The organism is Halomonas sp. 111 (genome assembly GCF_052379685.1).
GTDB lineage: Bacteria > Pseudomonadota > Gammaproteobacteria > Pseudomonadales > Halomonadaceae > Vreelandella > Vreelandella citrativorans.
In genome coordinates this window covers 38,382-64,013 of record NZ_JBQSYV010000017.1, presented here as the reverse complement: position 1 = coordinate 64,013, position 25,632 = coordinate 38,382, and the positions used below count along the sequence as shown (strand labels likewise).

Below are 25,632 nucleotides of genomic sequence, written 5' to 3'. Positions count from 1 at the left end.
ATCTCGTTTATACCGTCGACGTACGTACGGATAAATCCGGCCTTTCGAAAACGCTGGGCAGTAATTCGACCCCTAGGCCTGGCCCCTCCATGGGGTAGACATAGCCATTTTCGATTTTGGGCACCTGGGTGACAAGCTCGTTGTACCACCCTTTATAAAATGCTCGGACGCTTTCCTGAATAAGCGTATTGGGCTGGCTGAACGACATGTGTATCGCTGCTGCAAAGCCGACCGGCCCGATGCAATCGTGGGGTGCAAACGGGCGGTGCCAAGTTTCCGCCAGCGCCGCGATCTTGCGCCCTTCCGTCAATCCGCCGGTCCAGCAAAGATCCACCATGACCACGTGCGCGGCGTCCCGGTCCAGCATATCCTTGTAGGGCCAGCGCGAACCCAGCGTTTCACTGGCGCATGTCCACACGCTGGTCGACGCTGCGAATTCGGCAAGCGCTTGGGGCGAGTTCATGCGAATAGGGTCTTCATACCAGGTGGGCGCGAACTGCTCGAGCTCGCGGGCGATGTTCTTGGCGGTCGGCAGGTTCCACTGCGAGTGGAATTCGACCATGATCTCCATTTGATCGCCTACCGCCTTACGGATCTCTTCGAAGGGCTTGACCGCCTGCTTCATCTGAGCAGCCGTAATATACTGGCCCCGTGTTTCGGCCGCGGCAGGATCAAACGGCCAGATTTTCATGGCCGTGATACCCGATTCGAGCAGGTTTTCCGCCAGCTGTGCAGGGCGTCTCATAAAACCTTCAAGATCCTCGTATGGACCTTCCGGCTTATCCAGATTCCAGTTAGAAACCGGCTTGATTTCATTAGTTCTAACGTACTTATAACCGGCGCATGTGTTATAGATGCGAATCTTGTCCCAGCACAGCCCGCCCAGCATTTGATGTACAGGCAAGTCGCACACCTTGCCAAAGATATCCCAAAGCGCGATATCGATGGCCGAGGCGGCTCGATATTCAGCCCCTGTAGAAGACTGCGCCATGGGCAGCGATACCATCTCCTTATGCAGTGCCTCAATATGCAGGGGGTTTTTACCCAACAAGCGGCCTGCCAGCGTGTCATGAATGTGCGCCTCAACGGCCCCCGCTCCATAGAACGTCTCGCCCAAGCCCACGATGCCGCTATCCGTTTCAACATGCACCCAGAGAACGTTAGCGAACTCCTTAAGCCTAAAGGTTTTAATTGAGGTGATTTTCATTATTTCATGCACTCCTACTGCCCATCCGGGTATTGGAATCAGCCATTACTTGCATCGGGGTTTTATTGGTAGCGCGAGACGCCGTATCGGATTATTGAAGCAGTGAGTACCGCTTTCTTTAAATAAGTATCGAACTCGAACGACATCTCTTTAAAGCGTTAGGTTCTGTTCAAAGTGCGTATCAACCCAGTACAATCCAGACTGCCTCCCACTCGTGATATATCACGAAATATTAATAACACACGCTCGTATAACCGGCAATTAGCCCACTATGAGAGGACAAAAAAATCGTCGTAAGAAGTGAAATAAACATATGATTAAAAAAAGAAAAAAATAATAAAATACTTTAGAATATTAACCCAAAGTATAGGATCTCAAGAGACTTACCAAACGACGTGTTGTGTTTTTAAGATAAATGGCAATGAACACTCGTGCCTTTGGAGAAGCCGAGGAAGCACGCCGTTATAAATGCCGTTTTGTTAAGCCCGCTGAAGTCAAGGCAACAAAAGTCAGAGGAACTTACGCATGTGATACAACGCCAAGACGCTAAAAAAGCGCTTGAAAAGACTGTCTGAAGGTTCAGCCATTGCAACGCCCCCCCATAGGCTACTGGATTGAAATCAACGCCTCCAATATGTCTGCCGCCTGCGTAATAGCCGCATACTCCCCTTCCAGATTCGCCAGTGACATAGCATGCACTTCATCCGCCGTGCGATAAGTGCCTGCGTAATCCTGCTTGGCAAAGGTAAAAGTGGCATCGGCGACGACGTGGGTATCAAAGCCAAGATTACCGGCCGTGCGAGCGGTGGCTTCAACCGAATTGCTGGTACTTACACCGACGATAACCAGCCGCTTGATCTCGCGAGCGTGAAGCCAGCGCTCTAAGCCGGAGTGGGTAAACGCACAGGGTATGTTCTTTTCCACTACGTGCTCTTTAGGTTGCGGGACTAGTGCGGGCTGGAACTCTGCGCCTGACTGTCCCGGCCAGAACGGCGAGCCGGGGGCCCGAGAGATATGCCGTACATGCACCACCGGCCAGCATGTACTACGCCACTTTGTAAGCAGGCGCTGGATATTTTCTTCCGCATTAGGGTTATTGCGCTCGCCTGCGGCAGGATCGCTCATACCCCGCTGCATATCGATGATCATCAGGGCGACAGGTTGATTACTCGTTACCAATCCAACATCCTCTTTTATAGGCTTCTTGGATCAGGCGTAAATCCAAGCACTTACGTGAAAGCTATGCGTTACTAGCCAGCCCCTTCCCAAAATTACTCGAAATACTTTAACCGCCTATACAGCTTGGCTAGAAAGCGAGCGCCAACTATTAGGCCAATGCTGAGCACCACCGCTGCTAGCGAGCCGTAGGCCACTATGCCTCCCCACGCCCATTGGCCAATCGCTGTGCTCAAATGCTGAACGAAAAGATACACACCGATCAAGAAGCTGCCTGCGCGTACCAGGCCCTCCTCGGCAATCGTTAAAGCAGGCTCTTCTCCAAAAAATTTATTGGCCAGCGTTACCGCAGAAAACCACAGTACGATACCCGCGATGATAGGAATAACAGCAGTGGCTGCGAGCCATGGCAGCCACTGGGCTAGCTCCGCATCGTAGCCGGGGCTAAACAGCAGCGGCGATACGCTTAGCAAAGGCGTAATGGCGAGGTAAATAGCGAGTAATCGAATCAAAAGAATGGAGAAAGGTTTCATAGGCTTACCTTACATTTAAACCTCCAGCATAAGCCAAATTTGGCCCAAAAACCTGGTACCCGATACAACATTGCCTTGGTAATTTCTTACCAAGGCAATGAAGCAGTACGGCTACACTCTGTATAACGGACGAATGTAGAACCGGTTGTTTAACGATCCCGAATGACAATCGGACCAATGGGCGCAACATTAGGCATGAACAGCATGACTTCGTTAACGTCGTGCATGGGGGCGACAAAATCGGCTTTCCAGGTACCTACGCGTGGGTTCTTGTCTGGTTCGTCGTTAAAGCTCAGGCGCAAGTTGTCTGGCGCGACCACACCTCCATCCTCACGCAGCAGCGAGAACGACTGGTCGCCGAACTCGGCGTAGATCTGCCCGTCAATTCGATCTAGCGGGATATCGTCATAAATGATCTCGCCAGAGTAACCTGGGTAGTCCGTCACGAAACGTACTTCAATATGTAAAACGCCCTCTTTGCGAACGGCTTTATAAGGCTCAGCGTAGGCGTGACCACTGGCGGTGGGCGCGCGTTCAGCATTAAGTGCAAATGCTGGCGTGCTGGCTAGTGTTGTCATTAATAGCAGTGAAAGCGTGTTACGAAGCTTCATATCTGACTCTTTTCGGGGTAGTGAGTGGAGTGGTCGTTGGCGAAGTGATATCAGTCAGTGATTACCAACGGAACAGAGCCGCCCGAAGGCGGCTCTGTTGTACTTGCTATACTTGTCTATTTAATCAGCTTCGATACCGAAAGCGTTTAGGCCCGCGCGGAATACGTCGGTGTTGTCGATCCAGTAGTGGCTGTCTTCGTCTACTTCATAGCGGGCAAGACCGTCTTCTGCCTGAGCGATGTCAAAGAAGAACTCAGCGCCCGCGCCGTGGGCATACAACGGTACCAGCTCACGCGTGTGGGTATCGGAATGCCAACGTACCAAGGGTAGCGCGCCAGCACCCTGATTAACGATTGGGCTATAGGCATTCACATCAGAGTCAGGACCTTGAAGCAAACCGTTACCGTGATCAGTCGTTACAATGATCAAGGTATCGTCCCAGGAACTGTTGTTTTCTACCCACTCAACGGCCGCCTCCACAGCTTCGTTGAAGTCGATTTGCTCTTCGATAATACGCGGCAGGTTGTTAGCGTGAGCAGCCCAATCCACAGCGCCACCTTCAACCATCAGGAAAAAGCCATTTTCGTTGCCGTTTTCACTGGCGTTGAGCACGTTCAAAGCGCCGCCCGTCAGTGTAGCAAGGCTTGGTGACGTATCCAGCAGATTACCGCCGGTTACGCCGGGGCGGCTGTATTGCAGCGTCTGAATGTTCTGCACCAGGCCCAGTACTTTGTCCTTGGGAAGATCCAACTCACCAGCAGCCAGAGCTTCAAAATCGTCCTTGCTTTCGATAAAGGCGTAATCCGTTTCGCCGCCTACCAAGCGCTGGTAGGTCTCTTCGCCACCGATAAAGCGGAAATCGCTCTCATCGGGGTTATCGACATGCTCGCCGGCTGCATCGTAATAGGGGTGCCCGGTACCGATGGCGACAGTGGCAAGGCCAGAATCGACAATTTCGCGGCCAATGGCTCTATAGTCGTTGCGGCTTACGTTATGGGCCATGAAACCGGCAGGCGTCGCGTGGGAGACCTGCACCGATGAGACAACACCCAGAGCGCGGCCGCTATCAACAGTGTATTCGCCAATATGCTTAAGCGGCTCATCATCGTTGGACCAGTTGATGGCGCTGTTATAGGACTTATGGCCTGAAGCCAGCGCCGTTGCCGCTGCAGCGCTGTCGGTGTAATCAGCCCGGGCGTAGTCGTAACCGGCAAAGTAGCCCTTGTAGTTACCCAGGCTACCTTCGTAAACGGTATCTACCGCCTCGTCGTTCCAGAGCTCGGCTGGTTCAAACGTAACCGTACCGTCGTCACTCTTGGTGGGTGTGGTAGAGGTGTTTAACGGATGCGTTGCCATGAAAAGCTGTGTGTCAAACTCATCATAAACTTCATGGCCCAGCGCGCCATGACGGAAGTAACTTGCCGCACGGAACGTCTCGATACCGGTTCCGTCGGTGATCATCAAAATAACGTTCTTAGCTGTATTTTCCTGCGCTAATACCGGCGTAACCATGACCGATGCCAGTGCCAACGTGAGTGCGTTGCGCGTAAAGTTCTTCATTTTCATCCCTAAAATAAATTTAGCTAATTTGATATCCAACAAATCGTAGCGCCTAAAAATGTCATTTTCATGACTGCTAATGAAGGTAAGTCAATTATTTCTAATAAACATGAATCGCACTCAGTAGCCGATCCGTAAAACTGTTCATTGTGGGTTTCGCCTGAGTAACACTTGCACGCTTGGTCACAACGCATATACTGTATATAAATACACCAATATAGGCAGAGGCAGGCGTATGGCGTCTCTCGGCAAATCACCAATACAGCCCCCCGTGCACAAAGGCCGCGGGGCAACCTATGACCCGCACAACCGCTTTGCCCCAACCCATAGCGTGGCAGAAGACGACGGATGGTGGCGCGAAGAGACTTCCCCCACACGGGCAACTGAAGTACGCGAAGAAACCAGTAAGAGTGCGCTTTCCTGGAACCGGTCGCCAGACTTGCCTTTTGATCGCTCATTGAACCCTTACCGAGGTTGCGAACATGGCTGTGTTTACTGCTATGCCCGCCCTTCTCATGCCTATTGGGATCTGTCCCCGGGGCTTGATTTTGAAACCAGGCTGATTGCCAAAAATGGCCTGGTGGAGCAATTAAGTGAGGAGTTTTGCAAGCCTGGATACGTCTGCCGACCAATCAATCTCTCTGGTAATACCGATTGTTACCAGCCACTAGAAGCCAAGCGCCACTTAACGCACCAGTTGCTTGAGCTATTATTGGCTTGCCGCCATCCAGTCACTATTGTGACCAAAAGCACGTTAGTATTACGGGATATGGATCTGCTGGCTGAGATGGCCGAACACCGCCTGGTGCGCGTATTTATTAGCCTGACCAGCCTGGACGCCAATATGAAACGCACGCTGGAACCTCGTGCGGCCTCTCCTCAAGCGCGTTTAAAAGTTATCCGTGAGCTGAATACTGTAGGCATTCCCGTCGGGACGCTTGTTTCTCCGGTCATCCCCGGATTAACGGATCATGAAATAGAGCGGATTCTTGAGGCCGCCAGCCGTGCTGGCGCACGAACGGCGTCCTGGATGCTGCTGCGCTTGCCCCATGAAGTCGCTCCTCTTTTTGAAGCCTGGCTGGAAGCCCATTACCCAGAGCGTGCGGCCAAGGTAATGAGCCTGATTCGCCAATGTCGGGGCGGCAAGGCCTATGACGCTCAGTTCGGTAAGCGCTTTCGCGGCGAAGGTATTTTTGCCGATATGATTGCACAACGCTTTAATCGCGCCAGCCGCCAGTGGAACTTTCAATCTCGTACCGAGCAAGGGCTGAATACCCGAGACTTTCGCCCGCCCAACGCTCAGGGCGAGCTTTTTTATTAAAGCCCATGAAAAAGGCATTTGCCTGACATACTCTCAGCTTACTGAAAGTGCCAAACAAATGCCTGAGTGATTACTACTTCTGTTTTTCGCTATTCGTCATAGCTCTGCTTAAAATCTAATGGACGACCTTTCTAAACATCCTCCCATGGTTCATCAATGCAGCTTTTCTCCATCAACAGTGATGTGATGCGTACTGCGGGCTTTGGGATGAATAAAGTAGTGACCTTCGGGCGCGGTATGGGGCTTGATATGGTGTAGCTTAAGGTTTTTTGGCGCAGCGCTTTTATTATGCACTCCATAAATAATAAACGGAATCGATAGCACTACAAGGAAACAGCCGATCAGCAAACCGGTATACACTTCGTTAGACTCTTTTCCTGGCAACCCCGTGGGAGGGAAGAAGGAGACGACAAAAGCAACTAAAGAAGTAAGTAACCCCACTACTGCAACGGCAATTTTTATTTTGTTACCGCCAGGGATATTGAAGGTACGTTGATTTTCAGGCTGTTTTCGAACAAGGGTAATGTAAGCCAGGAATAGCATAAAGTAGCTGCACAGATAGATAACGACGGTTAGCGCTAGTGCAATCAGGAAGGACATATTATTTCCTCCCCCCGTATTCGTCAGAATAATCAATGCGATAGTTGTAATGGTTAGCTGAGAAATAACCAACGCCACCGGCACGCCGTTCTTGTTTACTTTAGCAAAACGCGCCGGCAATATACCCTGCTGCGCGGTTACCAACATGCCGCGTGATGGTCCAACAATCCATGCGGCTATTTCAGCCAGCACGCCCAGCAATAGCAGCGCAGCAATAATCCGAATAGCCCATTCAAAATGGCTGCCAAAGTGGTTAATCAACACACTGAACGTTTGCATCACGCCCGCAGATAAGTTGATTTGCTCGTGAGGAATAACAGATGCAATCGTCAACCCACCGAGAGAACTTAAGAGAATGGCAGAAACCATAAGAAATAACATGGCGAGAGGATAGTCACGACCAGGGTTTTTCATCTCATTGACATGAGTCGCCGACGCTTCAACCCCCATATAACTCAGTATAAAAGCGACAAACACTACCAAGGTACTCATACTACCAAAGGTGGGGAAAAACGTCTGTGCACTCATTTCAATAGCGACCGGCGCACCTGAGCGAAGATACAAAACTGCAAGCCCAATTAAGATAAAAGCGGGCAGTAGAATACCTGCAAAAAAGCCTAGCTTTGCAATCCGCGCCGTATTCTTGGTACCGCCAAACTGAGTTAACGCTAATCCCCACAATATAATCAACGCCGCAATCGTTTTGACTATCGGGTCGCTATTCAGTGCAGGCCAATTAAGAATATAAGAGAGTGCGCCTAGCACGAAGTAAAGCATAGGAATAAAGCCGACAGCAATTTGCAAATAGCCAAAGGAGATTGCCGCAAATCCCCATCGTTCACCTAGCGTTTTGGATACCCACGTAAAAACCCCGCCCTCTTCCCAGCCTTTAACCGTCGCCATTTCTGCCGCGCAAAGCCCTACCGGAATAAACCACAGAACCCCACCAAGAATAAGAAAGAAGACCAACGAGAAACCCGATGTTGCAAAGGTAGGATATTCATATACCGCCATTACCATTGAAGCCGTTATCGCGAAGAAACCCAATAACGAAAGCTGCTTTGGCGCGGCTGTCGATTGTGTATTATCCATATTTATTCCCCGAAGAAACGAATTATTAATCCGTCATTCTTTTATTCGCTAATTAGAGCGGCGATGTCTAGCCGCCCTAACAACCAAAGAGTCTCAAATCAGGAATGATTAAAGCCGCTGGCTTCATCTTCTGATAGTGGATTAACCACGGGATGATCTTCAAAATGCTGAAGTGCTCGCTTCATATCTTCAATTAACAAGCAGCCTAGATCGTAGCTCACCCCATGACGAACAAGGATACGCTGGATAACCAAGTCTTCACGGTGAGCTGGCATAGAATAAGCAGGGACTTGCCAGCCGCGCGAGCGTAATTTGTCGGCCAGGTCATAGAGCGTATAACCGCCAATATTTGCTCCCTCTTTCAGCTTCCATGCCAACGCAGGAATACCTTCATTGCTGTTCCCATCAAAGAGGATTTCGAAGGGGCCTAGTTTACTAATCTCATCTGCAATATGCTGCGCGGTAGCGTAACAGGCATTATGGATTTTGGCGTAACCTTCACGGCCAAGTCGCAGGAAGTTGTAGTACTGCGCAATGATTTGCCCGCCGGGGCGCGAAAAATTGAGCGCGAATGTCGGCATATCACCGCCGAGATAGTTAACGTTAAAAATGAGCTCTTCGGGCAAGTCTATTGCTTCACGCCAGACCACCCAGCCAGCTCCCAAAGGTGCAAGCCCAAATTTGTGGCCAGACGTGTTAATGGACTTTACTCTCGGGAGTTGGAAGTCCCACACTAGATCTGGCGCGCAGAACGGAGCCAAGAAGCCCCCACTGGCACCGTCAACGTGCATAGGAATATCCAGGCCGGTTTCTTGTTGCAATTGATCCAGCGCATCGCTGACAGCTTTTACTGGCTCGTATTGGCAAGTAAAGGTAACGCCCAGCGTTGGTATGACGCCAATCGTATTTTCATCAACGCGTTTGATAACTTCCTCTGGGCTCATAATCAAGCGATCGCCTTCCAGCGGAATTTCACGCAGTTCAACATCAAAATAACGGGCAAATTTGTGCCAGCAAATTTGTACTGGCCCACAAATCATATTTGGTTTATCAGTGGGCAACCCTTCTGCCGCACGTTTTTTCCGCCATTGCCACTTAAGCGCTAGCCCGCCAAGCATTGCGGCTTCTGAAGAGCCAATCGTCGAGCATCCCATGGTTGTTTCTGGCGAGGGTGAGTTCCAGAGATCTGCTAACATCCTAACGCAGCGTGCTTCGATCTCCGCAGTTTGTGGATATTCATCTTTATCGATCATGTTTTTATCGATTGAAAGATCCATCAAATTACGAATTTCATCATCAACCCACGTTTGGCAAAATGTTGCCAGGTTCTGGCGGGAATTTCCATCAAGCATTAATTCGTCACGAATGGCGCTAAATACATTGTGAGGATTCCGTTCCTCATCGGGAAACCCGGATTTCGGCAACGATGTCGCCAAGTCAATTGATGCATATACATCGTCATTATCATTACGTGCATTTAACCCTTTGACATCCATCGTACTACCCCCAGTTTTTTTATATGGATCACGTTTACTGCTCAAAGATCAGCTAAAACCACCCTACCAAACCATCAACATTTACTATACCTACATAGATGGTGCTTTTAGTCTATGACAAAATCTTAAAAATGAAAAATCGTAAGTATGATTTAAAAAATTATTTCGCCAAAAAACGCCTATCCACTTGAAACTGCTAAAAATATTACCAACCAAGGCGTGTCATTTCTTTCTCGTAGCACCCAACGGGTAGAAAAGTGATTTAACAACCAATGTAAAAAGAAATATCCAACAAGCAACCATTCGTGCCAATGAATAAACAACAACGCTTTGATGGAAACAAGTTAAGACAAGAGATTTACAGCATGGCATGGCCTAAAAGATTTGAAAAAAGCATTTGCTGACATACTCTCAGCTTACTGAAAGTGTCAAACAAATGCCTAAATGAGTAATCCTGTTGTTTTCGCTATTCGTAACGCTTATTTAGGCCGGTGGCGTAGCTCATTGAGCACTAACGTAAAGAAACTACGAATTTCGTTCATTTTGGGTCGTGCTTCTTTAATCAGCGTGTCGAAAGGTTCCAGTTCGCGCTCTTGCGCTTCTCTTTGTGCAATCTCTTCTCTTATTTCTTCAATGAGTTCGGAAGAGTCATCCAGCATGGCCTTGAGTTCAGCGGTCGATGTTGACGCTAGCTCGTGTTGATGGGTCATGGACGTTTCCTCAAAACAGCGTGGTGAGCGCAATCAGGATGGCTGGCACGGCGATAAATACGCCTAATACCCAAGCAGCGGCGAGTGCTTTTCTTTCTGAGGCGACACGGCCTAGCCACTCGGCACCCTTAACAGGCAGTGGTCTTAAAAACGGTAGGCCAAAAATCACCACAACCGCAAATAAATTAAAGAAGAGGTGAACCAGTGCGATTTCCAGCGCCAGTATGGCAGTTGCCCCAGTGATTGCGGTGGCCGCAAGTAGCGCGGTAAACGTCGTGCCAATATTGGTGCCCAATGTAAAAGGGTAAATCTGACGTAAAGAGAATGCGCCTGACCCAGCTAACGGCACCATTAAGCTTGTGGTGGTAGAGGAAGACTGGACTAAAAACGTCACCACAGCACCAGAAGCAATACCGGCGACGGGGCCACGTCCAATGGCGTTATGCATAATGTTTTTTGCCTGCCCTACCATCAATACTCTCAGCAGTGCGCCGATATAACGAATCGCTAAAAAAATCACGGCAATACCAAAAATAATCATGGCAACGCCACCGGCAATCGTGGGCAGGTTCATGGCGACACTTTCAACCGAAGAGGTAATCGGCTTTGTTGCCATCCCGACAATATTAATACTGCCCATGGAAAGGTCAGCATCACCGTAAAACAGAAACGCCGTAGCGTTCGACAGCTTTTCAAGCGGATGAAAAATAAGCTCAATGGGCAGAAAAATCGCCACGGCCAGCAAGTTAAAAAAGTCATGCACCGTTGCGGCAGAGAACGCCCGCCTAAACTCGGCTTTATCACGTACGTGGCCAAGGCTTACCAATGTATTGGTGACAGTAGTACCAATATTGGCCCCCATGATCATGGGTACCGCCATAGCGACAGGCAGGCCGCCCGCCACAAACGCCACGATAACGGAAGTAACGGTTGAAGATGACTGTATCAGGGCCGTCGCGACAATCCCAATCATCAAACCAACAAAGGGGTTGGTGGCAAATTCAAACAACTGAGCGGCATGGCCGCCCGCGGCAATCTTAAAGCCATTACCTATGATGGATACGGCACAGATCAGGAAATACACCAGCAATGCAAGCGTGAGCCACTGCCTTAGCGTGCCCTTGCGCCGGACTTTTATTCTGCGACCCTGGCTTGGTAAGACCTCTTGCACAGCACTATTGATATTTTCGGCCATTGCCACATCCTCTTGGAAGGAAGAACGCACGTATAACCCACCCACTCCTGCAAAGAGTGGCGTCTATAAGTGACATAGGCGTGACAACGGCGTGGCACTATCGTGTTAGAGTGAACGGTGTTGGATCGAAGAGAGGTTGTTCACAGTGGGCAACATCAAGCGAATGCTGCTACTTCCTGGAAGCGGCATCCCATGTAAGTTACCCACGCTTGAACAATCGAAAGTGCTTTTTACCTTTTTGTACGATCCAGTATTGGTCAAAAAGCGCGAATGCTTGACTTAACTGGCCTTGCTCAGCGCGCTCGCCGTTGATACGTACAGCGTTCTGGTCAATCAATTCACGGGCCTGCCGCCTGGATGAGGCGAGTTCGCTTGCCACCATAGCCTCTTCCAGCGTCTGTCCAAACGCTACGTCTTGGCAGCGTAGCCCATCAAGTTCAAGCTGCTGTAGCTCACTACATGAGAGCGCAGCTACTTCACCACTGAACAGCGCCAGGGAAATACGCTGAGCAGCAGCCAGCCCCTCCTCGCCATGCACAAAGCGGGTAATGGTTTCAGCAAGTACACGCTGCGCTTGGGGCTTGCCAGCGGCCTGTTTGTCTTCTGCTTCGATTGCGTCGATTTGATCGCAATCCATGAACGTGTAATAGCGTAAAAAACGGTAAACGTCAGCATCATCCGTATTCAACCAGAACTGGTAAAACTGGTAAGGCGAGGTCTGTTCCGGGTCGAGCCATACCGTACCGCTTTCCGTTTTACCGAATTTGGTACCGTCGGATTTGGTGATCAACGGCAGCGTCATACCGAACACCTGCTCGCCGTTCAGGCGGCGTGTGAGGTCGATACCACTGACGATATTGCCCCACTGGTCGTTGCCACCCACTTGTAACCGGCAGCCCAACGTCTTGTTGAGGTGGGCAAAGTCATAGGATTGCAGCAGCGCATAGCTGAATTCAGTAAACGACATGCCCTGGTCAGGCCGTTCAAGACGCTGACGAACGGATTCACGGTTAATCATCGCATTCATCGAGAAGTGTTTGCCCACATCGCGAAAGAAGTCGATCACGCTAATCTGGCCAATCCACTCTGCATTATTAACCGCTTTCAGGGGCGCTTCGAGGTGCGGGGCCATCAACCAATAAATCTGTTCGCTTAAGGCGTTAACCCAACCCTCAACCGTTTCGGGAGAGTTAAGCGAACGCTCCGCCGCCTTGAAGCTGGGATCACCAATCAAGCCGGTGGCACCCCCGACCAACGCCACACCTTGGTGGCCGGCATCCTGAAAGCGTTTGAGCATCAATAAGGGCACCAAGTGACCGATATGCAGGCTGCCCGCCGTGGGGTCAAAACCGCAGTAAACGGTCTGCGGTGATTCGAGCAGAGCCTGAAGCTCATCCAGGTGAGTTGTCTGCGCAATTAAACCACGCCGTTCAAGGTCGTGAAGCAATGCCTGTACAGTCATCATGCTCGCCTTTTTAGCCATTAGAGAAGATGATCATAGACTAAAAGTTGGCGGCGCAATCCGCGATATCCCTAAAGAGCTAGAAATCAGGATTGGGTGACGGGCGGTTCGGTAATAGCGTGATTAATAAACAAACCAAAAAGCTCGCTTAACGATGCCACCCCCAACTGAGCGTAAATACGTTTGCGGTGATTCTTGACCGTACCTTGGGTGATCTGCAGGCGCTCGGCAATCTCGTCGGAATCCAGGCCCTGCACCATCAAGGCAGCCACCTGCTGTTCACGGTGGGTTAAATGCGCCTGCCCAAAGCTGCCAATGGCCTGGTGAATGTGCTGGCTAATCGGCTGATCGGGCTGCAAAGGCTCAGAAAGATACAGCGGATTATTGCCCCACTGTTTGCGGCACAGCGCGGCCAGCAGCTCAATATACAGCTCAAGGTAGTGGGCATCGGAGGAAGAAAACCCGCCACTCTCCGCCAACAATCCCAGGTAGATAACTATCCAGCGGGCATCATCCAGACGAATGGCGAGGCAAAGTTCATCCTGCCAGCCGGTTCGCTGATAGAAGTTGCTGGCATACTCGTTATACCCGGCAGGCGGTACCACATCGGCCATACGCAGCACACCTTGGCGCGGTGCCTGGTCGAGCGCCACCAGAAAAGGGTCCTGCTGGTAATCCTGTAGCAAGTAGCGCTGAAAAAGCAGCTCACGGCGCTCGGGAATGGAATCGAACAGGTAGATAGGGTGTTTGTCAGGCCGGTACCCAATGATCACCGCACAGTCAAAGTGGATAATGGTTTTGATAAGCGCCGTCAGCTGTGAGGTAAAGCTCACCGTGTGCAGCGCATCAATCGTCTGCGTTAACGCATGCGACATGGCGTCTTTAAAGAGAGTAGGCATACGTATTAAACGGTGGCTGTGGCAGAGGACGTTCAGTATGCTTTAGTCCGCGCTCATTTATAAGACATTCACACAGTAGATTTTATGACCGACTCTCTCAGCAAGACAAAATCCAGCTTTTATCGACGTCTTTACGTGGCTTACCTGATCGACCAGGGCGTCGCTAGCGTACCTGCGCTCGTGAGCGCCTGTGGCATGCCGCGTCGTACGGCTCAGGATACGATTGCGTCACTTGCCGAACTGGACATTGAATGCCAGTTTCAACCAACCCAAGGCGAGCGCCATAACAGTGGTGAATACCGGGTTATCAGTTGGGGGCCAATTGACCCTTCCTGGGTCAAAAATCAGGCAAAACGGCTGGCCGAGGCACTGGATTATCCCTCGCTCTCGTTTTGATTGCCTGCTGGTTCAGATGCTCAATCACGCCAGGCAAGCCGGGCGGCATTCAGTGTAACGCTTAATGAACTGGCGACCATGGCCAGTACCGCCACCAGCGGGGGAATGGCCATCACGATCACCAAGCCCAGTGCTAGCGTATTATAGACGGCCGACAGGGTTAAATTCTGCAACATGACACGCCGAGTTGCCTGAGCAGTGGCAAGCCCCTCAACCAGGCTAGAAACACCCGGTTTCAGTAAATGCGCAGCTGCACCTTCACGGGCGGCATCACTGGCGTTGAAAGGGGCTGCCCCAATATCGGCGGCCGCCAGGCTTAAGGTGTCATTAACCCCATCGCCCACAAACAGCGTAGGCCCTGGCAGCCCCTGAACCAAGCGGGCTTTCGCCTCCGGCGAACGCTCTGCAAAACATGCATTCGGCGCCAGCCCAAGGCGCTCAGCCACCGCCTCAACGGCGCCTGGCCTATCTCCACTCAGCATGACCACCCAGTAATCGGCTTGCAGTGATTGAATACTCAACGCGGCATCCTCATACGGCGTATCTTCAAGATAGAAGCTGCCTAGCCAGCCCAGGGCGTCCGCAAGTACCACTTCAGAGGCGGCAAGTAAGGTATCCGTTTCATGTTCAGGTAGCTCAATACCCTGGCGAGTTAAAAAGCGCTGGCTGCCCAGCCAAATATCGCCATGTTCTGGCAAGTGAAGATGACCCCCCTGCCCAGGCACCTCTTCTATCACTTGGGCTTGCCGCGGCACGTATGTCGGGTCAGAATCCGCCCAACGCGTGAGCGCTTGGGCCAAGGGATGCTGGCTGTTGGCTGCCACTTGATACAACGTGGCTTTAACCGCTGGCTCGGTCACCCCTTCACGGCCTACCCAGTTTACTAGCACCGGTTCACCCTGCGTTAACGTGCCGGTTTTATCCAGCGCAATGGTTTTTACTCTCGCCAGCGTTTCAAGCGCTGCCGGGTCGCGCAAGGCGATCCCCTGGCTTAACAGTCGGCCGCTCCCCGCCAGGCTTGCCAATGGCACGGCCAAACCTACGGCGCAGGGGCATGCAACTACCAGAACTGAAAGCGCACGAACGGCGGCATCTTCAAGGCCAAGCCCCAACAATAGCCCTACCGGCAGAGTAGCTACCCCCAGTATCAACGCCACGGGGCTTAGCCAGGCAGCAAAGCGGTCGGCGAGTTTTTGCAGCTCGCCCTTTTGCGTCTGATAGTGGCGCATTTGGTCGCGAAGACGATCCAGACGCCGATCGCCCAAGGCATGAGTGACCGTCATACTGACATCATCGCTGCCTAGTAACCGACAGCCGGCATAAATTGGCTCGCCTTTAGGAAAGTGGCGAGGCGTGCTCTCCCCCGTCAGCGATGCGGTATCCACCCACGCGGCCTCTTCTAAAATGCCGTCCAGCGCAATAAGCTCACCCGGCGTGAGCATTACCCTGGCACTCGGCTGAATCTCCGCCAAGGGTTTCACCTGCCACTTGGCGCCCTCCCACACCAGCACCTCACCCTTTGGTTGGGGTAGGACATCAAGGGCTTTTAACCCGCGATGACGGCACAGCGTTTCCACTAGCCGCCCTCCTAGCAAAAGCACAATGAGCATGACGGCCGTATCGAAATACACCTCGGCAGAGCCGCGCCACAAAAGTCCGAACGACACCACGACCGCAGACCAAACGCCGAGGGTAACCAGCACGTCCATGCCCGGACGTTTGGCACGCAGCGTGCGCAGGCCCGCCCGATAAAACGGCCACCCGGCAAAGGTCACAACGGGGATCGAAAACGCCCCCGAGACCCAAGCGACGACCCACTCAATCGTTGGGTTGGGCAACGCCCCTGCGTAAATCAACAGGGATGCCAGCATGGTCCACATGCCAAACACGGACCCCACCAGCAGGCGTAAACTCAAATAGCGGCTTTCCTGCTCAAGGCGCGCATGCGCGTCCGCACCAACTTCCAGCTCGGTTAATCGGTAGCCCAGGCGCTTTACTCCAGGGGCCAACGTGTCGAGCGAGATAGCCTCAGCAGCTCCTTTTACCCATAGCGTGGCGGTTGGGTAGTGAACGCTGATGCTCTCAATCCCCTTTCGGTGGCTAAGCACGCCCTCCACGGCGAGCGCACAACTGGTGCACCACATGCCGTTTAGCGTGTACAGCGCTTCTTTGGCGCTTGGCTCCCCCTGCGCCTGCATCGGTGGCACTTTACCGCTTACAGGCAAGGCGGTAAGCCAACCATCGGCCCGGCGACAAACACCACGCCCAAGGCAGAAAACACGTATAGCCATGCGGACACAAAGGCATTAAAGTGCTGCCGCCCTTTATGCTGTTTAGCTTCCTGAAAACACCCCCAGGCAAGCCCGGCCAATAGCACGGCGGTTACCAGGCTCAGCAACAGCAGAGTGATATTGACATGGTTAAATGCACCTTGGTCAGGCTCAGGCGGCACCACGGCGCAGGCAACCGATAGCCCGCCGTAAATGGCGACAAACCAGATGCTCCAAAGCGTCAACCCACCTACAAAATGGCCCGGATGAGTAAGATTTAATCGCTGCACGATTGCTTTCATCGCTTAGCCTCCAATCACGCGCGGTAACACGGCCAGCGCAACAACCAATATCCAGAACACCACCACGTTATAGCGCCAGAAATAAGCGACGACTACCGGTTCAAACGGCGCATGCAGTCCCACATAGCGGTAACCAACACGTAAGCCCTGGAGCAGGGAAAGTACCGCCCCCAAGGCGCTATGCAGCAGCGCGTAGTAGAGGCCTACCATCAGAATTGCATCATGCGACGTTTCAGTAACCGCCAGATTAGCGCGCACCATTACCCATAAAATCAGCGCAAACTGAATGCCGCCCAATAGCGCGGCGCCGTAAAAGTTAAATGCCAAGCCACGCTCTTGTTGCTTACGCAGTCCTCGTACGCTCTTCTCCATTAACGCCGCACCACCCAGTAATGCGCCACCCGCGATGACAAGCGCTATTAAGGAAAGCGGCGATGTCTCGGGCATCCGCCATTCAGGCGATATCGTCCATAGATAGAACCAGCCAAATAGATAAGATAGGAAAAAAGATCCATTGGCGATCATTGCGGTTGTCATGGCCCAAACGCCGGGGCCATCCATGGTTCGGGAGTGTAGCGGTGGGTCGCCAGGCGTAACATTAGCGTTAGGCGCCGCTTTAGGATGGGCCCCGTTCTCCCACGACCAGCGCAGCAGGAAAACGACCGCCACCGCTGCCCCCAAACCGGCCAACGGGTACCAGCGCAATAACAGGCTGATACACACTATCGCAAGCGCCATAGCAGCAAAAAGCGGCCACCAGGAGTTACTGGGCACATGAATAACTTCACGCACTTTGCCGGTTAGCGGGTCGGTCCCCCACATCTCGCGGCGGCCGTGGTCTGCTGAGGCCAGGCCGTGTTTGCCTTCTTCCATCTCCTGCGGCAACTCAGGGTGCTCCCAAAGCGGGTGACGTGTTTCAATAGGAGGCAAGCTGACAAAGTTATAGGGAGTCGGTGGCAGCTTATTGGCCCACTCCAGTGTATCCGCATTCCATGGATTGGTTTTGGCGGGTTTGCCATAGCGAAAGTGCAGCGCGATATCAATCAGCACCATGGCGAACCCTGCCGACATCACAAACCCGCCGATGGAAGAAAACAAGTTAAAAATATCCCAGCCCAATCCCGTGTCATAGGTATAAACCCGCCGGGGCATTCCCAAAAGACCTGTCCAGTGCATAATCAAAAAGGTGGCATTGAAGCCAATAAACACCAGCCAGAAGCCCCATTTGCCAATCGTTTCAGAGGGCATCCGCCCTGAAAAGAGCGGCAACCAGTAGTAAAGCCCGGCCATTAACGGGAAAAGCATGCCGCCTACCAGTACATAGTGCATATGCGCCACGACAAAGTGCGTGTCATGCACCTGCCAGTTAAAGGGCACTAGCGCCAACATAACGCCGGTTAAACCACCGCACACAAAAATGACCAAAAATCCGACGATCCATAGCATCGGGAGTTTCATTCTGGGTTTACCAAGCCACAGTGTGGCCAACCAGGCAAAGATTTGAATACCGGTAGGTATCGCCACCAGCATACTGGCAGCTGAGAAAAATGCCTGAGCCAGTTGGGGGATCCCCACCGTAAACATGTGGTGGACCCATAGCCCAAAGCTAATAAATCCCATCACGGTAATGGCGAATACAACCCAGCCGTAGCCTACGATAGGCCGACCGGCGAAGACGGGGATCAGCGTCGAGACAATACCAGCAGCCGGCAGAAAAATGATGTAAACCTCTGGATGGCCAAATAGCCAGAACAGGTGCTGCCAGAGTACCGGGTCGCCGCCGCCTGCGATGTCGAAAAATGGCATGCCTACTGCACGCTCAAGCTCCAACAAGATACTGCCCAGAATAAGGGGTGGAAAACCCACCACAATCATCAGCGCCATGGCCAAAATGTACCACGCAAACAGCGGCATCTTGTGCAGCGCCATCCCTTGAGTACGGGTTCGTAGAATGGAAACCACCAACTCTACCCCGGCTGAAAGCGCCGAAATCTCAACGAAGGTGATCCCCAACAGCCAGAAATCGGAGCCGAGGCCTGGCGAATACTCGCTACTGCTAAGCGGCGTGTACATAAACCAGCCGCTGTCCGGCGCCATTTCCAGCACCATGCTGAAAGAAAGAATGATGCCGCCAAACAGATAACACCAGTAGCCCAGCGCGGTTAACCGCGGGCACACCAGGTCACGCGCGCCAATCATCTTGGGGATCATATAGATCGCCAAGCCTTCCAAAATGGGGATGGCGAACAAAAACATCATCACCGTGCCGTGCATGGTGGTGACTTGACTATAGATTTCGGGCGTTAAAAAGCCTTGATCGGGTGTCGCAATCTGCGTGCGAATCAGCATCGCCAAAATGCCACCAAACAGAAAGAAGGCCATCCCGGTGACCATAAATCGAAGGCCAAGCGTGGTGTGGTTAACTATGGTTAACGCTTTTAAGCCAGGAGGATTTGCCCATACCTCTGCAAGGTCATTGTGTAACTTTTGAAGGTCTTCAGGGCCAGTTGCGTCGCGATCAATCGTTGTCATGGGGTCAAGGTCTCCAGCCAAGCACCCAGGGACTCCAAGGTGGCAGTATCCATATAGTTATGAGATGGCATTTTGTTACTCGGCTTAAGCGTTTGGTGATTTTCCAACCAGTAGTGAATAGCGCCCTCCTCCATGGGGAGCGTGCCCGCGCCCAAGGTATAGCGCGCACCAATATCAGAAAGATCAGGCCCAATAGTCGAGGCAGAGAGTCCAGCAACGCCATGGCAGCTGGCACAGGTAGATGCAAACTCATCCCGCGCTTGGGCAAAGTCATCATTTGCAAGTGCCAGTTCGGCCAATCGCTCTTCCTGCCGTTCAGCGAGCCACGCGTCATACGCTTCGCGCTCTACGGCTTCAACGTAAAACTCCATATTCGCATGCTGAGCACCGCAAAACTCCGCGCACTGACCACCAAAGACGCCCGGCGCATCGGCCTCAAGACGAATAACATTGGTGCGCCCGGGTAGCATATCGATCTTGCCACCTAGCCTGGGTATCCAAAAGGAGTGAATAACATCGGCGGAGGTAACGTGAAAATCTACAGGTTCCCCCGCAGGCATGATGAGCTGGTTCGCGGTGACGACTTCTCCGCCTTCTGCTCCCGGGTAGCGAACTTCCCACCACCATTGATGGCCGATCACCTCAATCACTTCAGGGGGCTGGCCCAACGGTAGCGGCAACATTCGCTTGCCAGTCGGCACCCCAAAAATAAGTAACGCTGTAACGCTCAAAACAGGCAGTAAAATGCCCCCACCAATAATCCAGCGGCGAGCAATTTTGCGCTCCTCTTGAGGCGTACGTTCCTGGTATTTATGTTTGAAGGTATAAAGCCATAACGCCACCACGCCAATCAGCACCACTGTGGCAAATGTCAGCATTATCCACCAGATTAGGACCACATCGCGTGCAGCTTGCCCAGCGGGGTCTAGAATAGACATATCACCCGCGCAGCCTGTAAGACCTAACGTCAGAGAGCCCAGCAGGGTGAGCATGCACCGGTTGACCCGCTGCGGCACAGCACGTTGAATACACAGCAAGGCGACGTGATACAAGTAGCGTTCCCTCATTGTTTATTCCTTTTTTCTGCCCACAGGAAGTGATAATGGCAAACTCCAATAGGCGTAATATCAAAAGTCGCGCTTCTATTTCTGGCCACCCGCTGCATCCGCTGATGGTTCACTTTCCCGTGGCTGCACTGATGGCCCTGGTAGCCTGCGATTTGGGATACTGGTATACCGACGATCCTTTCTGGCTGCGCGTAGGTTTGTGGCTGGCGGGTATAGGGGCACTTGGGGGCTGGCTGGCGAGTATCGCAGGCACCATTGACCTGGTGAGCGTAGGCCAAATTCGCCGTCTCATTACCGGCTGGAGCCACGCTATTGTCGCTGTTGTCATGCTCTCGCTTGCTTCGCTTAACTGGCTGATCCGGTTTAGCGAACCGGAGTTGGTGCTGCCCTGGGGCATTGCAGTTTCTGTGGTAACCGCCGGACTGGTAGCGCTGGCTGGCTGGCTGGGCGGCCAACTCGTGTATGAACACGCCGTCGGTGTCGAAGTTGAAGAGTGATGCGATAGTAGTCATGGCGGGCTAGCTCCAATCCAGCGGCTTGGCTAATACCAGCCCAAGCACGCAAAGAATGCCCGCCAGGGCCACCAAAAACGCGAGTATTAAAGCCGTTTTTACGCCTTTATAAATCCCCATTTCCAGACGTAAAATTAGCCAACCATAGGCGCCGTGGGCAGCCACCATGGCAACGACAGCGCCCAACTTGAGCACCAGCCAGCCGCCCACCAAACCATGCAAGATAAAGAGAAGCGTGCCGGAAAATATGGCAATTAGCGCTGCCGGTGTTGCCACAGAAATATAAAAAAACCGTGGCATGGGAGGAGAGCCCTGCGCAAAGCCTGCGTCTTTACGAAGTTGCAGCGTATAGCTGAGTAACGCAGGCAGATACAGCAGCGAGCCGCACCAGATAACAAGCGAGGCTATATGAAGAAGTTTTAGCCAAGGCATTGAGGCTTCCTTGCATTGCGTTAGGCTTAGTGAAAGAACACTCCACTAACCTTAGTCAACGCTCGCCACTCTGGCTAGCCGATTTACCTTAGGGTGATTTCGTAACCCGTGAATTTACGAAGATTAATCACTCCACTATCAAGAATGAGATACTGTCCTTTAATGCCTTGTAACACGCCTTCGACCAAGGGTTGTTTGTCAAAATTATGGGAAATCACTTTGCGTGGAAACGTCTCCACCGGGTAATCAAACGTGTAGGGCGTTTCATCCAGCTCACGAATTGCGTCATTGCCATGCTGGTCGCGCAGCTGATTCAAACCGCCATCAAGCGTTTCCAACAGGCGATCACGTTCGGCAATTAAATCAAGCGCCTCCACCTCCCCTTTCAGCATAGCCCGCCAATTGGTTCGGTCGCTTACCTGCTCTTTGAAAAGCATCTCGACGAAACCTGACTGCTGACGCGTGTCGACCTCAAGTATGGGAAGCGCCTGGACAGCGCCCTGGTCCATCCAACGAGTCGGCATCTGTGTTTTACGGGTGATGCCAACTTTTAAACCCGATGAGTTCGCCAAATAAACGATATGCGGTTGGAAACAATGCGTTTCGCCCCACTCAGGCTCGCGGCAAGTGCCTTGAAAAAAGTGGCACGTCTCAGGCTTCATGATGCAGGTATCGCACTGCGCCAAGCGCTTGAAGCACGGATAACAATGCCCTTGGGCAAAGCTTTTTTTAGTCGCTCGACCGCAGTGAGTACAAGCAATGGCGCCGCTCCAATGAAGCGATATCGGCTTGCCTACGCGCGAATTGAGGGGGATGTGCTGATCCCCAGCACGCAAATGGTAACTCACCTGGTCGCCTGGCCGGTCAGGCAATACGACCGACATCTTACGTAAACACCCTTGCACTGCCTGTTCAACCACGCGTTGCATCCCGTCCCAAACCAGCCATTTCTGGCGTAACGCCTGCGCCAGAAGACGCCGCTCCACAGGTACGCTGCTCCAGATAACCCACGCGTTTCTCTTCAGGCACGTTATTTTCAGCCTCAAAGCGCATCACCGCTTCCAGACACAGCTCTGTTTGCTCAGCGGTAAGAAAGCGACCGTCGGGCCACTTACGCAGAGACACCGCTTGCTTAAGGCTTTCATAAATCGCAGGTGTCATTTGGTTGATCATTTTATCGAACGTCATATCGCTCATTACGGATCTCTTAATCTGTTTTCAAACGGCGAGACGAATAATACACGCCAGTAATAAGCCCGACGAGGAGCCCACCTAAATGTGCTTCGTTAGCGACATTGCCAAAACCTACCCAACTGGCCATATCGGTCATGGTGAACACCATCCACCCCAACATGAACACAACCAGCATTTGAGGAACGAAAAAACCACGTTGTGGCGCACGTCGCGACATCACCCAAACATGCCCTAGCAGGGCATAAACCACGCCCGACATACCGCCAAACAGCACGGCTCCGGTAAAATATTGCGCAAGATTAGCGCCGATACCCGCAACTAAAAGCAGAAGCAGCATGGTACGGCTGCCTTGTAGCACCTCCACTTGGCGCCCAAAGTACCATAACCACATAAGGTTGAAGATCAAGTGCATCCAGCCAAAGTGCAGGAATGCCGGTGAAAGCAGCCGCCATACCTGCCCGTTTATTAGCCCATCGGTTAAGCTGCGATATACAAACTGATTGCCCGAAATTTCTATCGGTACGATGGTTAACGCCATCACGACGCTATCACCCAACACCCCCGTTAACGCAAATATCACAAGACTAATAGCCATCGCGATAGCGGTAACAGGAACATGGCGCAAGGTGGTTAGTATATTGCCGGATGCGTAGCGGCGATTGGCGGGCTGATCAACAATAAGTGCTTCGCCACGCTCCCAGCGCGCTACCAGGCTTTTAAGCTCTGCGTGCTGACGTGGGTCGGCTATCCAAAGCAGAGGGCCCTCGGCTTCTTCTGTAATGCGATGCCCAATTCGATAGTGCCAAAGTGCTTTACGCAGTTCCTGCGTATCAGCATCACTTGGTAAGTGCATTACGGGGTGCATAAACTCTCCCTATTGAGGCCCTCGCCTTTGAAAACCAACCCCTTCATCGACTATTGCTGCATGAAGACAAATACCATAAGCAAAAAATCATGGCCAAAAAAAACCGGCGGAGGGGGCCGCCGGATAAAGCAAGGGATCATTCAAGGGAACACCTACTCTGATGGCCGACCGCACAGTTAGTTCAGCAGTTTTATAAAAAAAATGTAAAGCCTTGTATATTAAGACAACATAGGTTAATAAAAATCGTTTCCATATAAATTGGCTTGGGAACGCTCTTCTTTAATCACTTCTACCCAAACGAAATTATCTGCATTCAGCGGTGTTTCGCCGTCCCATCGATAGGCGACCAAACGACCATACTTGACAGCACTATAATCCAAACACGCAATATTGGGAGCAGGTAACGCAGGAATACCTTCACACCAGTAATGGCCGATAAACAGAGGCGGCTGCTCCGGCCCATAGTAACTCAAACGCTGGCGCTCGTTTTCGGTTAATAGGCGTGTTTCCAGGTCGCCAGGCAAGTGGTCGGGTTGAAAAACCACATCCCCCCAATGGGTTGGATTAGCGGCCCAAAAATGCGCTCGAAAGCTTTGCCGTGTATAGCCATCGCCTGAATGAATCGCGATACCGCCAGGCAAGGGAATGTTGGCCCCACGGGTTAAGCGGTCAATGATGCGATAGGCTTGCGTGCCAGGATCAGTAGATTCGATCAAAAATCGCGTATCCATACGGCCATCAGGCAGGCGCTGTTTTAACTGCTCGATCAACCTATCGTCCCAACAGGCATGTACCACGCGAATACCATCGATTTCTAAAAAAAGCGGCAGTGTTTTAAACCAGGCGAGCGTGTCATCCCACTCATTGGTGTAATCCTGATACTGCGCCAACGTGTCTTCCATGATGCGATTATGGCGCGGCGTATGCTCACGCAGCCAACGCTTATGGCTACCGGGTGGCGCCGGGTGCATATAGGCGAGTGCATTATGTTCGTGATTGCCCATCACAATATAGGCTTCGCCCTCCTCGACCATGCGTCGCGCAACGGTGACGGCGAGGCGAATACGTGGGCCACGGTCAATCAGGTCACCCAAAAAGATAACTTTACGCTGCGGATGGCGATAAACGCCACGCTGTTCGCGGTAACCCAGCATTTCTAACAAGGTGACTAGCGTGGCACCGCAGCCGTGAACATCACCAATCAGGTCGTAGCCTGTCATGCTTAATCCCCTAACCGGTGGCTCCAACCCAATTTACTGCGCAGCACATCATAGAAGTTATGTCCGATAGGGTGCACAAGCTGCACACGTTCGGCTTTGCGCTTTATCACCAGTACATCATCCGGCTTAGCAACCGCTCGGGTTTGTCCATCGCAGCTAATGTGCGGGTAGGTCTGGTTGGTTTCACCAATATGAATTCGAATCTCACTGGCGGCATCAATCACAATCGGTCGGCTGGAAAGCGTATGCGGAAACATGGGCACCAGCGTCACGACATCAAGCTTGGGATGCATGATGGGGCCACCGCCGGAAAGTGCATACGCGGTAGAGCCGGTAGGCGTTGCGATAATCAAGCCATCGCTGCGCTGGCTGTAAACAAACTGACCATCAATAAACAGTTCAAATTCAATCATGCGGACGGCTTTACCCGGATGCACGACGACTTCATTTAATGCATCACCATTGCCGACCGCAACGCCATTACGATAAAGCACCGCTTCCAGCAAAAAACGCTGCTCAATTTCAAATTCGCCCGCCAATACTTCGCCCACTCGGCTTTCCAGCTCGTCAGGCGAGATATCGGTAAGAAACCCTAAGCGGCCACGGTTAACGCCTAACATCAGTGTCCCGCTGCGGCACAATGTGCGGGCGGCGCCTAACAGGCTACCGTCCCCGCCGATCACAATAACAAGGTCGCAAAGCTCGCCCAGCATACGGCGGCTGGCTTCCGGCTGCCCGTGCTGGGGAAGCGCCGTTGCCGTACGGTCTTCAATCAAAACGCTGTAATCATGCTCGACCAGGTAGCTAATGAGCCGCTGCAACGAGTCGATGACTTTCTCGCTGCCCAAGCGCCCAATTAAGCCAATCGTTTTAAAGGGCCGTGAGCTTCCTTGGCCGGTTAGCGGCGCTGAAGTGGGTGGTGACGTGTTAGGCATGGGCGGCTCTCGCTAGCATCAGCCTGACATTATGGGGATACCGGG

General features: G+C 52.2%; 24 protein-coding genes. 3 read left to right on the top strand and 21 right to left on the bottom strand.

What is annotated here, in order from left to right; genetic code table 11:
• Positions 1-7: 7 nt before the first annotated feature.
• From ACT3T7_RS13535 to ACT3T7_RS13515, 5 genes are all read right to left on the bottom strand, one after another.
• On the bottom strand, positions 8-1,207 hold the full coding sequence (locus ACT3T7_RS13535; protein WP_193055105.1) for a mandelate racemase/muconate lactonizing enzyme family protein: 1,200 nt from the start codon (positions 1,205-1,207) through the stop codon (positions 8-10).
• A gap of 606 nt (positions 1,208-1,813) precedes the next feature.
• On the bottom strand, positions 1,814-2,386 hold the full coding sequence (locus ACT3T7_RS13530; RefSeq protein WP_444631294.1) for a cysteine hydrolase family protein: 573 nt from the start codon (positions 2,384-2,386) through the stop codon (positions 1,814-1,816).
• A gap of 92 nt (positions 2,387-2,478) precedes the next feature.
• The gene (locus ACT3T7_RS13525; RefSeq protein ID WP_444631293.1) at positions 2,479-2,916 is read right to left on the bottom strand and encodes a hypothetical protein; all 438 of its coding nucleotides are present in this window, start codon (positions 2,914-2,916) and stop codon (positions 2,479-2,481) included.
• Between the two features lie 149 nt (positions 2,917-3,065).
• On the bottom strand, positions 3,066-3,527 hold the full coding sequence (locus ACT3T7_RS13520; RefSeq protein WP_444631292.1) for a hypothetical protein: 462 nt from the start codon (positions 3,525-3,527) through the stop codon (positions 3,066-3,068).
• Between the two features lie 120 nt (positions 3,528-3,647).
• Positions 3,648-5,087, bottom strand: a complete 1,440-nt coding sequence (locus ACT3T7_RS13515) for an alkaline phosphatase (protein ID WP_444631291.1) — start codon at positions 5,085-5,087, stop codon at positions 3,648-3,650.
• Positions 5,088-5,322: 235 nt separating this feature from the next.
• Here ACT3T7_RS13515 and ACT3T7_RS13510 point away from each other — a divergent pair, with 235 nt between their 5' ends.
• Positions 5,323-6,408: a PA0069 family radical SAM protein gene (locus ACT3T7_RS13510; RefSeq protein WP_444631290.1), complete on the top strand. Its 1,086-nt coding sequence runs from the start codon at positions 5,323-5,325 to the stop codon at positions 6,406-6,408.
• 153 nt (positions 6,409-6,561) lie between these two features.
• Here ACT3T7_RS13510 and gadC read toward each other — a convergent pair whose 3' ends face one another.
• The 6 genes from gadC to ACT3T7_RS13480 form a co-directional block, all read right to left on the bottom strand.
• On the bottom strand, positions 6,562-8,100 hold the full coding sequence (gene gadC / locus ACT3T7_RS13505; RefSeq protein WP_444631289.1) for a glutamate:gamma-aminobutyrate antiporter: 1,539 nt from the start codon (positions 8,098-8,100) through the stop codon (positions 6,562-6,564).
• A gap of 98 nt (positions 8,101-8,198) precedes the next feature.
• Positions 8,199-9,596 carry a glutamate decarboxylase gene (locus tag ACT3T7_RS13500; protein WP_193055110.1) on the bottom strand — a complete coding sequence of 466 codons (1,398 nt, stop codon included), beginning with the start codon at positions 9,594-9,596 and terminating at the stop codon, positions 8,199-8,201.
• 479 nt (positions 9,597-10,075) lie between these two features.
• Positions 10,076-10,306, bottom strand: a complete 231-nt coding sequence (locus ACT3T7_RS13495) for a hypothetical protein (RefSeq protein WP_444631288.1) — start codon at positions 10,304-10,306, stop codon at positions 10,076-10,078.
• Positions 10,307-10,316: 10 nt separating this feature from the next.
• Complete coding sequence (locus ACT3T7_RS13490; protein ID WP_444631287.1) at positions 10,317-11,501, bottom strand: Na/Pi symporter; 1,185 nt, start codon at positions 11,499-11,501, stop codon at positions 10,317-10,319.
• Positions 11,502-11,700: 199 nt separating this feature from the next.
• Positions 11,701-12,963: a tyrosine--tRNA ligase gene (gene tyrS / locus ACT3T7_RS13485; RefSeq protein ID WP_172118349.1), complete on the bottom strand. Its 1,263-nt coding sequence runs from the start codon at positions 12,961-12,963 to the stop codon at positions 11,701-11,703.
• 86 nt (positions 12,964-13,049) lie between these two features.
• A complete protein-coding gene (locus ACT3T7_RS13480) occupies positions 13,050-13,862 on the bottom strand; it encodes a helix-turn-helix domain-containing protein (protein ID WP_253927049.1) in 813 nt (270 codons plus the stop codon).
• Positions 13,863-13,946: 84 nt separating this feature from the next.
• Between ACT3T7_RS13480 and ACT3T7_RS13475 the strand changes: the two genes are divergently transcribed.
• Positions 13,947-14,258, top strand: a complete 312-nt coding sequence (locus ACT3T7_RS13475) for a winged helix-turn-helix domain-containing protein (protein WP_172118301.1) — start codon at positions 13,947-13,949, stop codon at positions 14,256-14,258.
• 20 nt (positions 14,259-14,278) lie between these two features.
• Here the strand turns inward: ACT3T7_RS13475 and ACT3T7_RS13470 are convergent, their stop codons facing one another.
• From ACT3T7_RS13470 to coxB, 4 genes are read right to left on the bottom strand one after another with little or no spacing between them, the layout of a single operon-like run.
• Positions 14,279-16,549, bottom strand: coding sequence for a heavy metal translocating P-type ATPase (locus ACT3T7_RS13470; protein WP_444631286.1), 2,271 nt, complete (start codon positions 16,547-16,549; stop codon positions 14,279-14,281).
• Positions 16,474-16,830, bottom strand: a complete 357-nt coding sequence (locus ACT3T7_RS13465; RefSeq protein WP_444631285.1) for a hypothetical protein — start codon at positions 16,828-16,830, stop codon at positions 16,474-16,476. The genes ACT3T7_RS13470 and ACT3T7_RS13465 overlap by 76 nt, the downstream gene beginning before the upstream one ends.
• Before the next feature lie 3 nt (positions 16,831-16,833).
• Positions 16,834-19,362 carry a cytochrome c oxidase subunit I gene (gene ctaD, locus ACT3T7_RS13460; RefSeq protein WP_444631284.1) on the bottom strand — a complete coding sequence of 843 codons (2,529 nt, stop codon included), beginning with the start codon at positions 19,360-19,362 and terminating at the stop codon, positions 16,834-16,836.
• Complete coding sequence (coxB, locus tag ACT3T7_RS13455) at positions 19,359-20,429, bottom strand: cytochrome c oxidase subunit II (RefSeq protein WP_444631283.1); 1,071 nt, start codon at positions 20,427-20,429, stop codon at positions 19,359-19,361. Before coxB ends, ctaD begins: the two co-directional genes overlap by 4 nt.
• 35 nt (positions 20,430-20,464) lie before the next feature.
• On the opposite strand from coxB, the gene ACT3T7_RS13450 reads away from it, so the two are divergent.
• Entirely contained in the window at positions 20,465-20,926 is a 462-nt protein-coding gene (locus ACT3T7_RS13450; protein WP_087111585.1) for a DUF2231 domain-containing protein, read from the top strand.
• A gap of 21 nt (positions 20,927-20,947) precedes the next feature.
• Here ACT3T7_RS13450 and ACT3T7_RS13445 read toward each other — a convergent pair whose 3' ends face one another.
• The 6 genes from ACT3T7_RS13445 to ACT3T7_RS13420 form a co-directional block, all read right to left on the bottom strand.
• A complete protein-coding gene (locus tag ACT3T7_RS13445; RefSeq protein WP_193055117.1) occupies positions 20,948-21,373 on the bottom strand; it encodes a CopD family protein in 426 nt (141 codons plus the stop codon).
• A gap of 83 nt (positions 21,374-21,456) precedes the next feature.
• A complete protein-coding gene (locus tag ACT3T7_RS13440) occupies positions 21,457-22,302 on the bottom strand; it encodes a DUF2797 domain-containing protein (protein ID WP_444631282.1) in 846 nt (281 codons plus the stop codon).
• Entirely contained in the window at positions 22,286-22,570 is a 285-nt protein-coding gene (locus ACT3T7_RS13435; protein WP_087111591.1) for a YeaC family protein, read from the bottom strand. Before ACT3T7_RS13435 ends, ACT3T7_RS13440 begins: the two co-directional genes overlap by 17 nt.
• 10 nt (positions 22,571-22,580) lie before the next feature.
• Positions 22,581-23,432, bottom strand: coding sequence for a rhomboid family intramembrane serine protease (locus ACT3T7_RS13430; RefSeq protein WP_444631281.1), 852 nt, complete (start codon positions 23,430-23,432; stop codon positions 22,581-22,583).
• 233 nt (positions 23,433-23,665) lie between these two features.
• Positions 23,666-24,652, bottom strand: a complete 987-nt coding sequence (locus tag ACT3T7_RS13425) for a metallophosphoesterase (protein ID WP_444631280.1) — start codon at positions 24,650-24,652, stop codon at positions 23,666-23,668.
• Between the two features lie 2 nt (positions 24,653-24,654).
• Entirely contained in the window at positions 24,655-25,587 is a 933-nt protein-coding gene (locus ACT3T7_RS13420; RefSeq protein ID WP_172118309.1) for an NAD(+) kinase, read from the bottom strand.
• Between the last annotated feature and the right edge of the window lie 45 nt (positions 25,588-25,632).

Bases quoted from the DNA above. Each gene is read 5' to 3' on its own strand.
- ACT3T7_RS13535 (WP_193055105.1), bottom strand. From the start codon at position 1,207: ATGAAAATCACCTCAATTAAAACCTTTAGGCTTAAGGAGTTCGCTAAC.
- ACT3T7_RS13525 (WP_444631293.1), bottom strand. From the start codon at position 2,916: ATGAAACCTTTCTCCATTCTTTTGATTCGATTACTCGCTATTTACCTC.
- ACT3T7_RS13520 (WP_444631292.1), bottom strand. From the start codon at position 3,527: ATGAAGCTTCGTAACACGCTTTCACTGCTATTAATGACAACACTAGCC.
- ACT3T7_RS13515 (WP_444631291.1), bottom strand. From the start codon at position 5,087: ATGAAGAACTTTACGCGCAACGCACTCACGTTGGCACTGGCATCGGTC.
- ACT3T7_RS13510 (WP_444631290.1), top strand. From the start codon at position 5,323: ATGGCGTCTCTCGGCAAATCACCAATACAGCCCCCCGTGCACAAAGGC.
- gadC (WP_444631289.1), bottom strand. From the start codon at position 8,100: ATGGATAATACACAATCGACAGCCGCGCCAAAGCAGCTTTCGTTATTG.
- ACT3T7_RS13500 (WP_193055110.1), bottom strand. From the start codon at position 9,596: ATGGATGTCAAAGGGTTAAATGCACGTAATGATAATGACGATGTATAT.
- ACT3T7_RS13495 (WP_444631288.1), bottom strand. From the start codon at position 10,306: ATGACCCATCAACACGAGCTAGCGTCAACATCGACCGCTGAACTCAAG.
- ACT3T7_RS13490 (WP_444631287.1), bottom strand. From the start codon at position 11,501: ATGGCCGAAAATATCAATAGTGCTGTGCAAGAGGTCTTACCAAGCCAG.
- tyrS (WP_172118349.1), bottom strand. From the start codon at position 12,963: ATGACTGTACAGGCATTGCTTCACGACCTTGAACGGCGTGGTTTAATT.
- ACT3T7_RS13480 (WP_253927049.1), bottom strand. From the start codon at position 13,862: ATGCCTACTCTCTTTAAAGACGCCATGTCGCATGCGTTAACGCAGACG.
- ACT3T7_RS13475 (WP_172118301.1), top strand. From the start codon at position 13,947: ATGACCGACTCTCTCAGCAAGACAAAATCCAGCTTTTATCGACGTCTT.
- ACT3T7_RS13470 (WP_444631286.1), bottom strand. From the start codon at position 16,549: ATGGCTATACGTGTTTTCTGCCTTGGGCGTGGTGTTTGTCGCCGGGCC.
- ACT3T7_RS13465 (WP_444631285.1), bottom strand. From the start codon at position 16,830: ATGAAAGCAATCGTGCAGCGATTAAATCTTACTCATCCGGGCCATTTT.
- ctaD (WP_444631284.1), bottom strand. From the start codon at position 19,362: ATGACAACGATTGATCGCGACGCAACTGGCCCTGAAGACCTTCAAAAG.
- coxB (WP_444631283.1), bottom strand. From the start codon at position 20,429: ATGAGGGAACGCTACTTGTATCACGTCGCCTTGCTGTGTATTCAACGT.
- ACT3T7_RS13450 (WP_087111585.1), top strand. From the start codon at position 20,465: ATGGCAAACTCCAATAGGCGTAATATCAAAAGTCGCGCTTCTATTTCT.
- ACT3T7_RS13445 (WP_193055117.1), bottom strand. From the start codon at position 21,373: ATGCCTTGGCTAAAACTTCTTCATATAGCCTCGCTTGTTATCTGGTGC.
- ACT3T7_RS13440 (WP_444631282.1), bottom strand. From the start codon at position 22,302: ATGCAACGCGTGGTTGAACAGGCAGTGCAAGGGTGTTTACGTAAGATG.
- ACT3T7_RS13435 (WP_087111591.1), bottom strand. From the start codon at position 22,570: ATGAGCGATATGACGTTCGATAAAATGATCAACCAAATGACACCTGCG.
- ACT3T7_RS13430 (WP_444631281.1), bottom strand. From the start codon at position 23,432: ATGCACCCCGTAATGCACTTACCAAGTGATGCTGATACGCAGGAACTG.
- ACT3T7_RS13425 (WP_444631280.1), bottom strand. From the start codon at position 24,652: ATGACAGGCTACGACCTGATTGGTGATGTTCACGGCTGCGGTGCCACG.
- ACT3T7_RS13420 (WP_172118309.1), bottom strand. From the start codon at position 25,587: ATGCCTAACACGTCACCACCCACTTCAGCGCCGCTAACCGGCCAAGGA.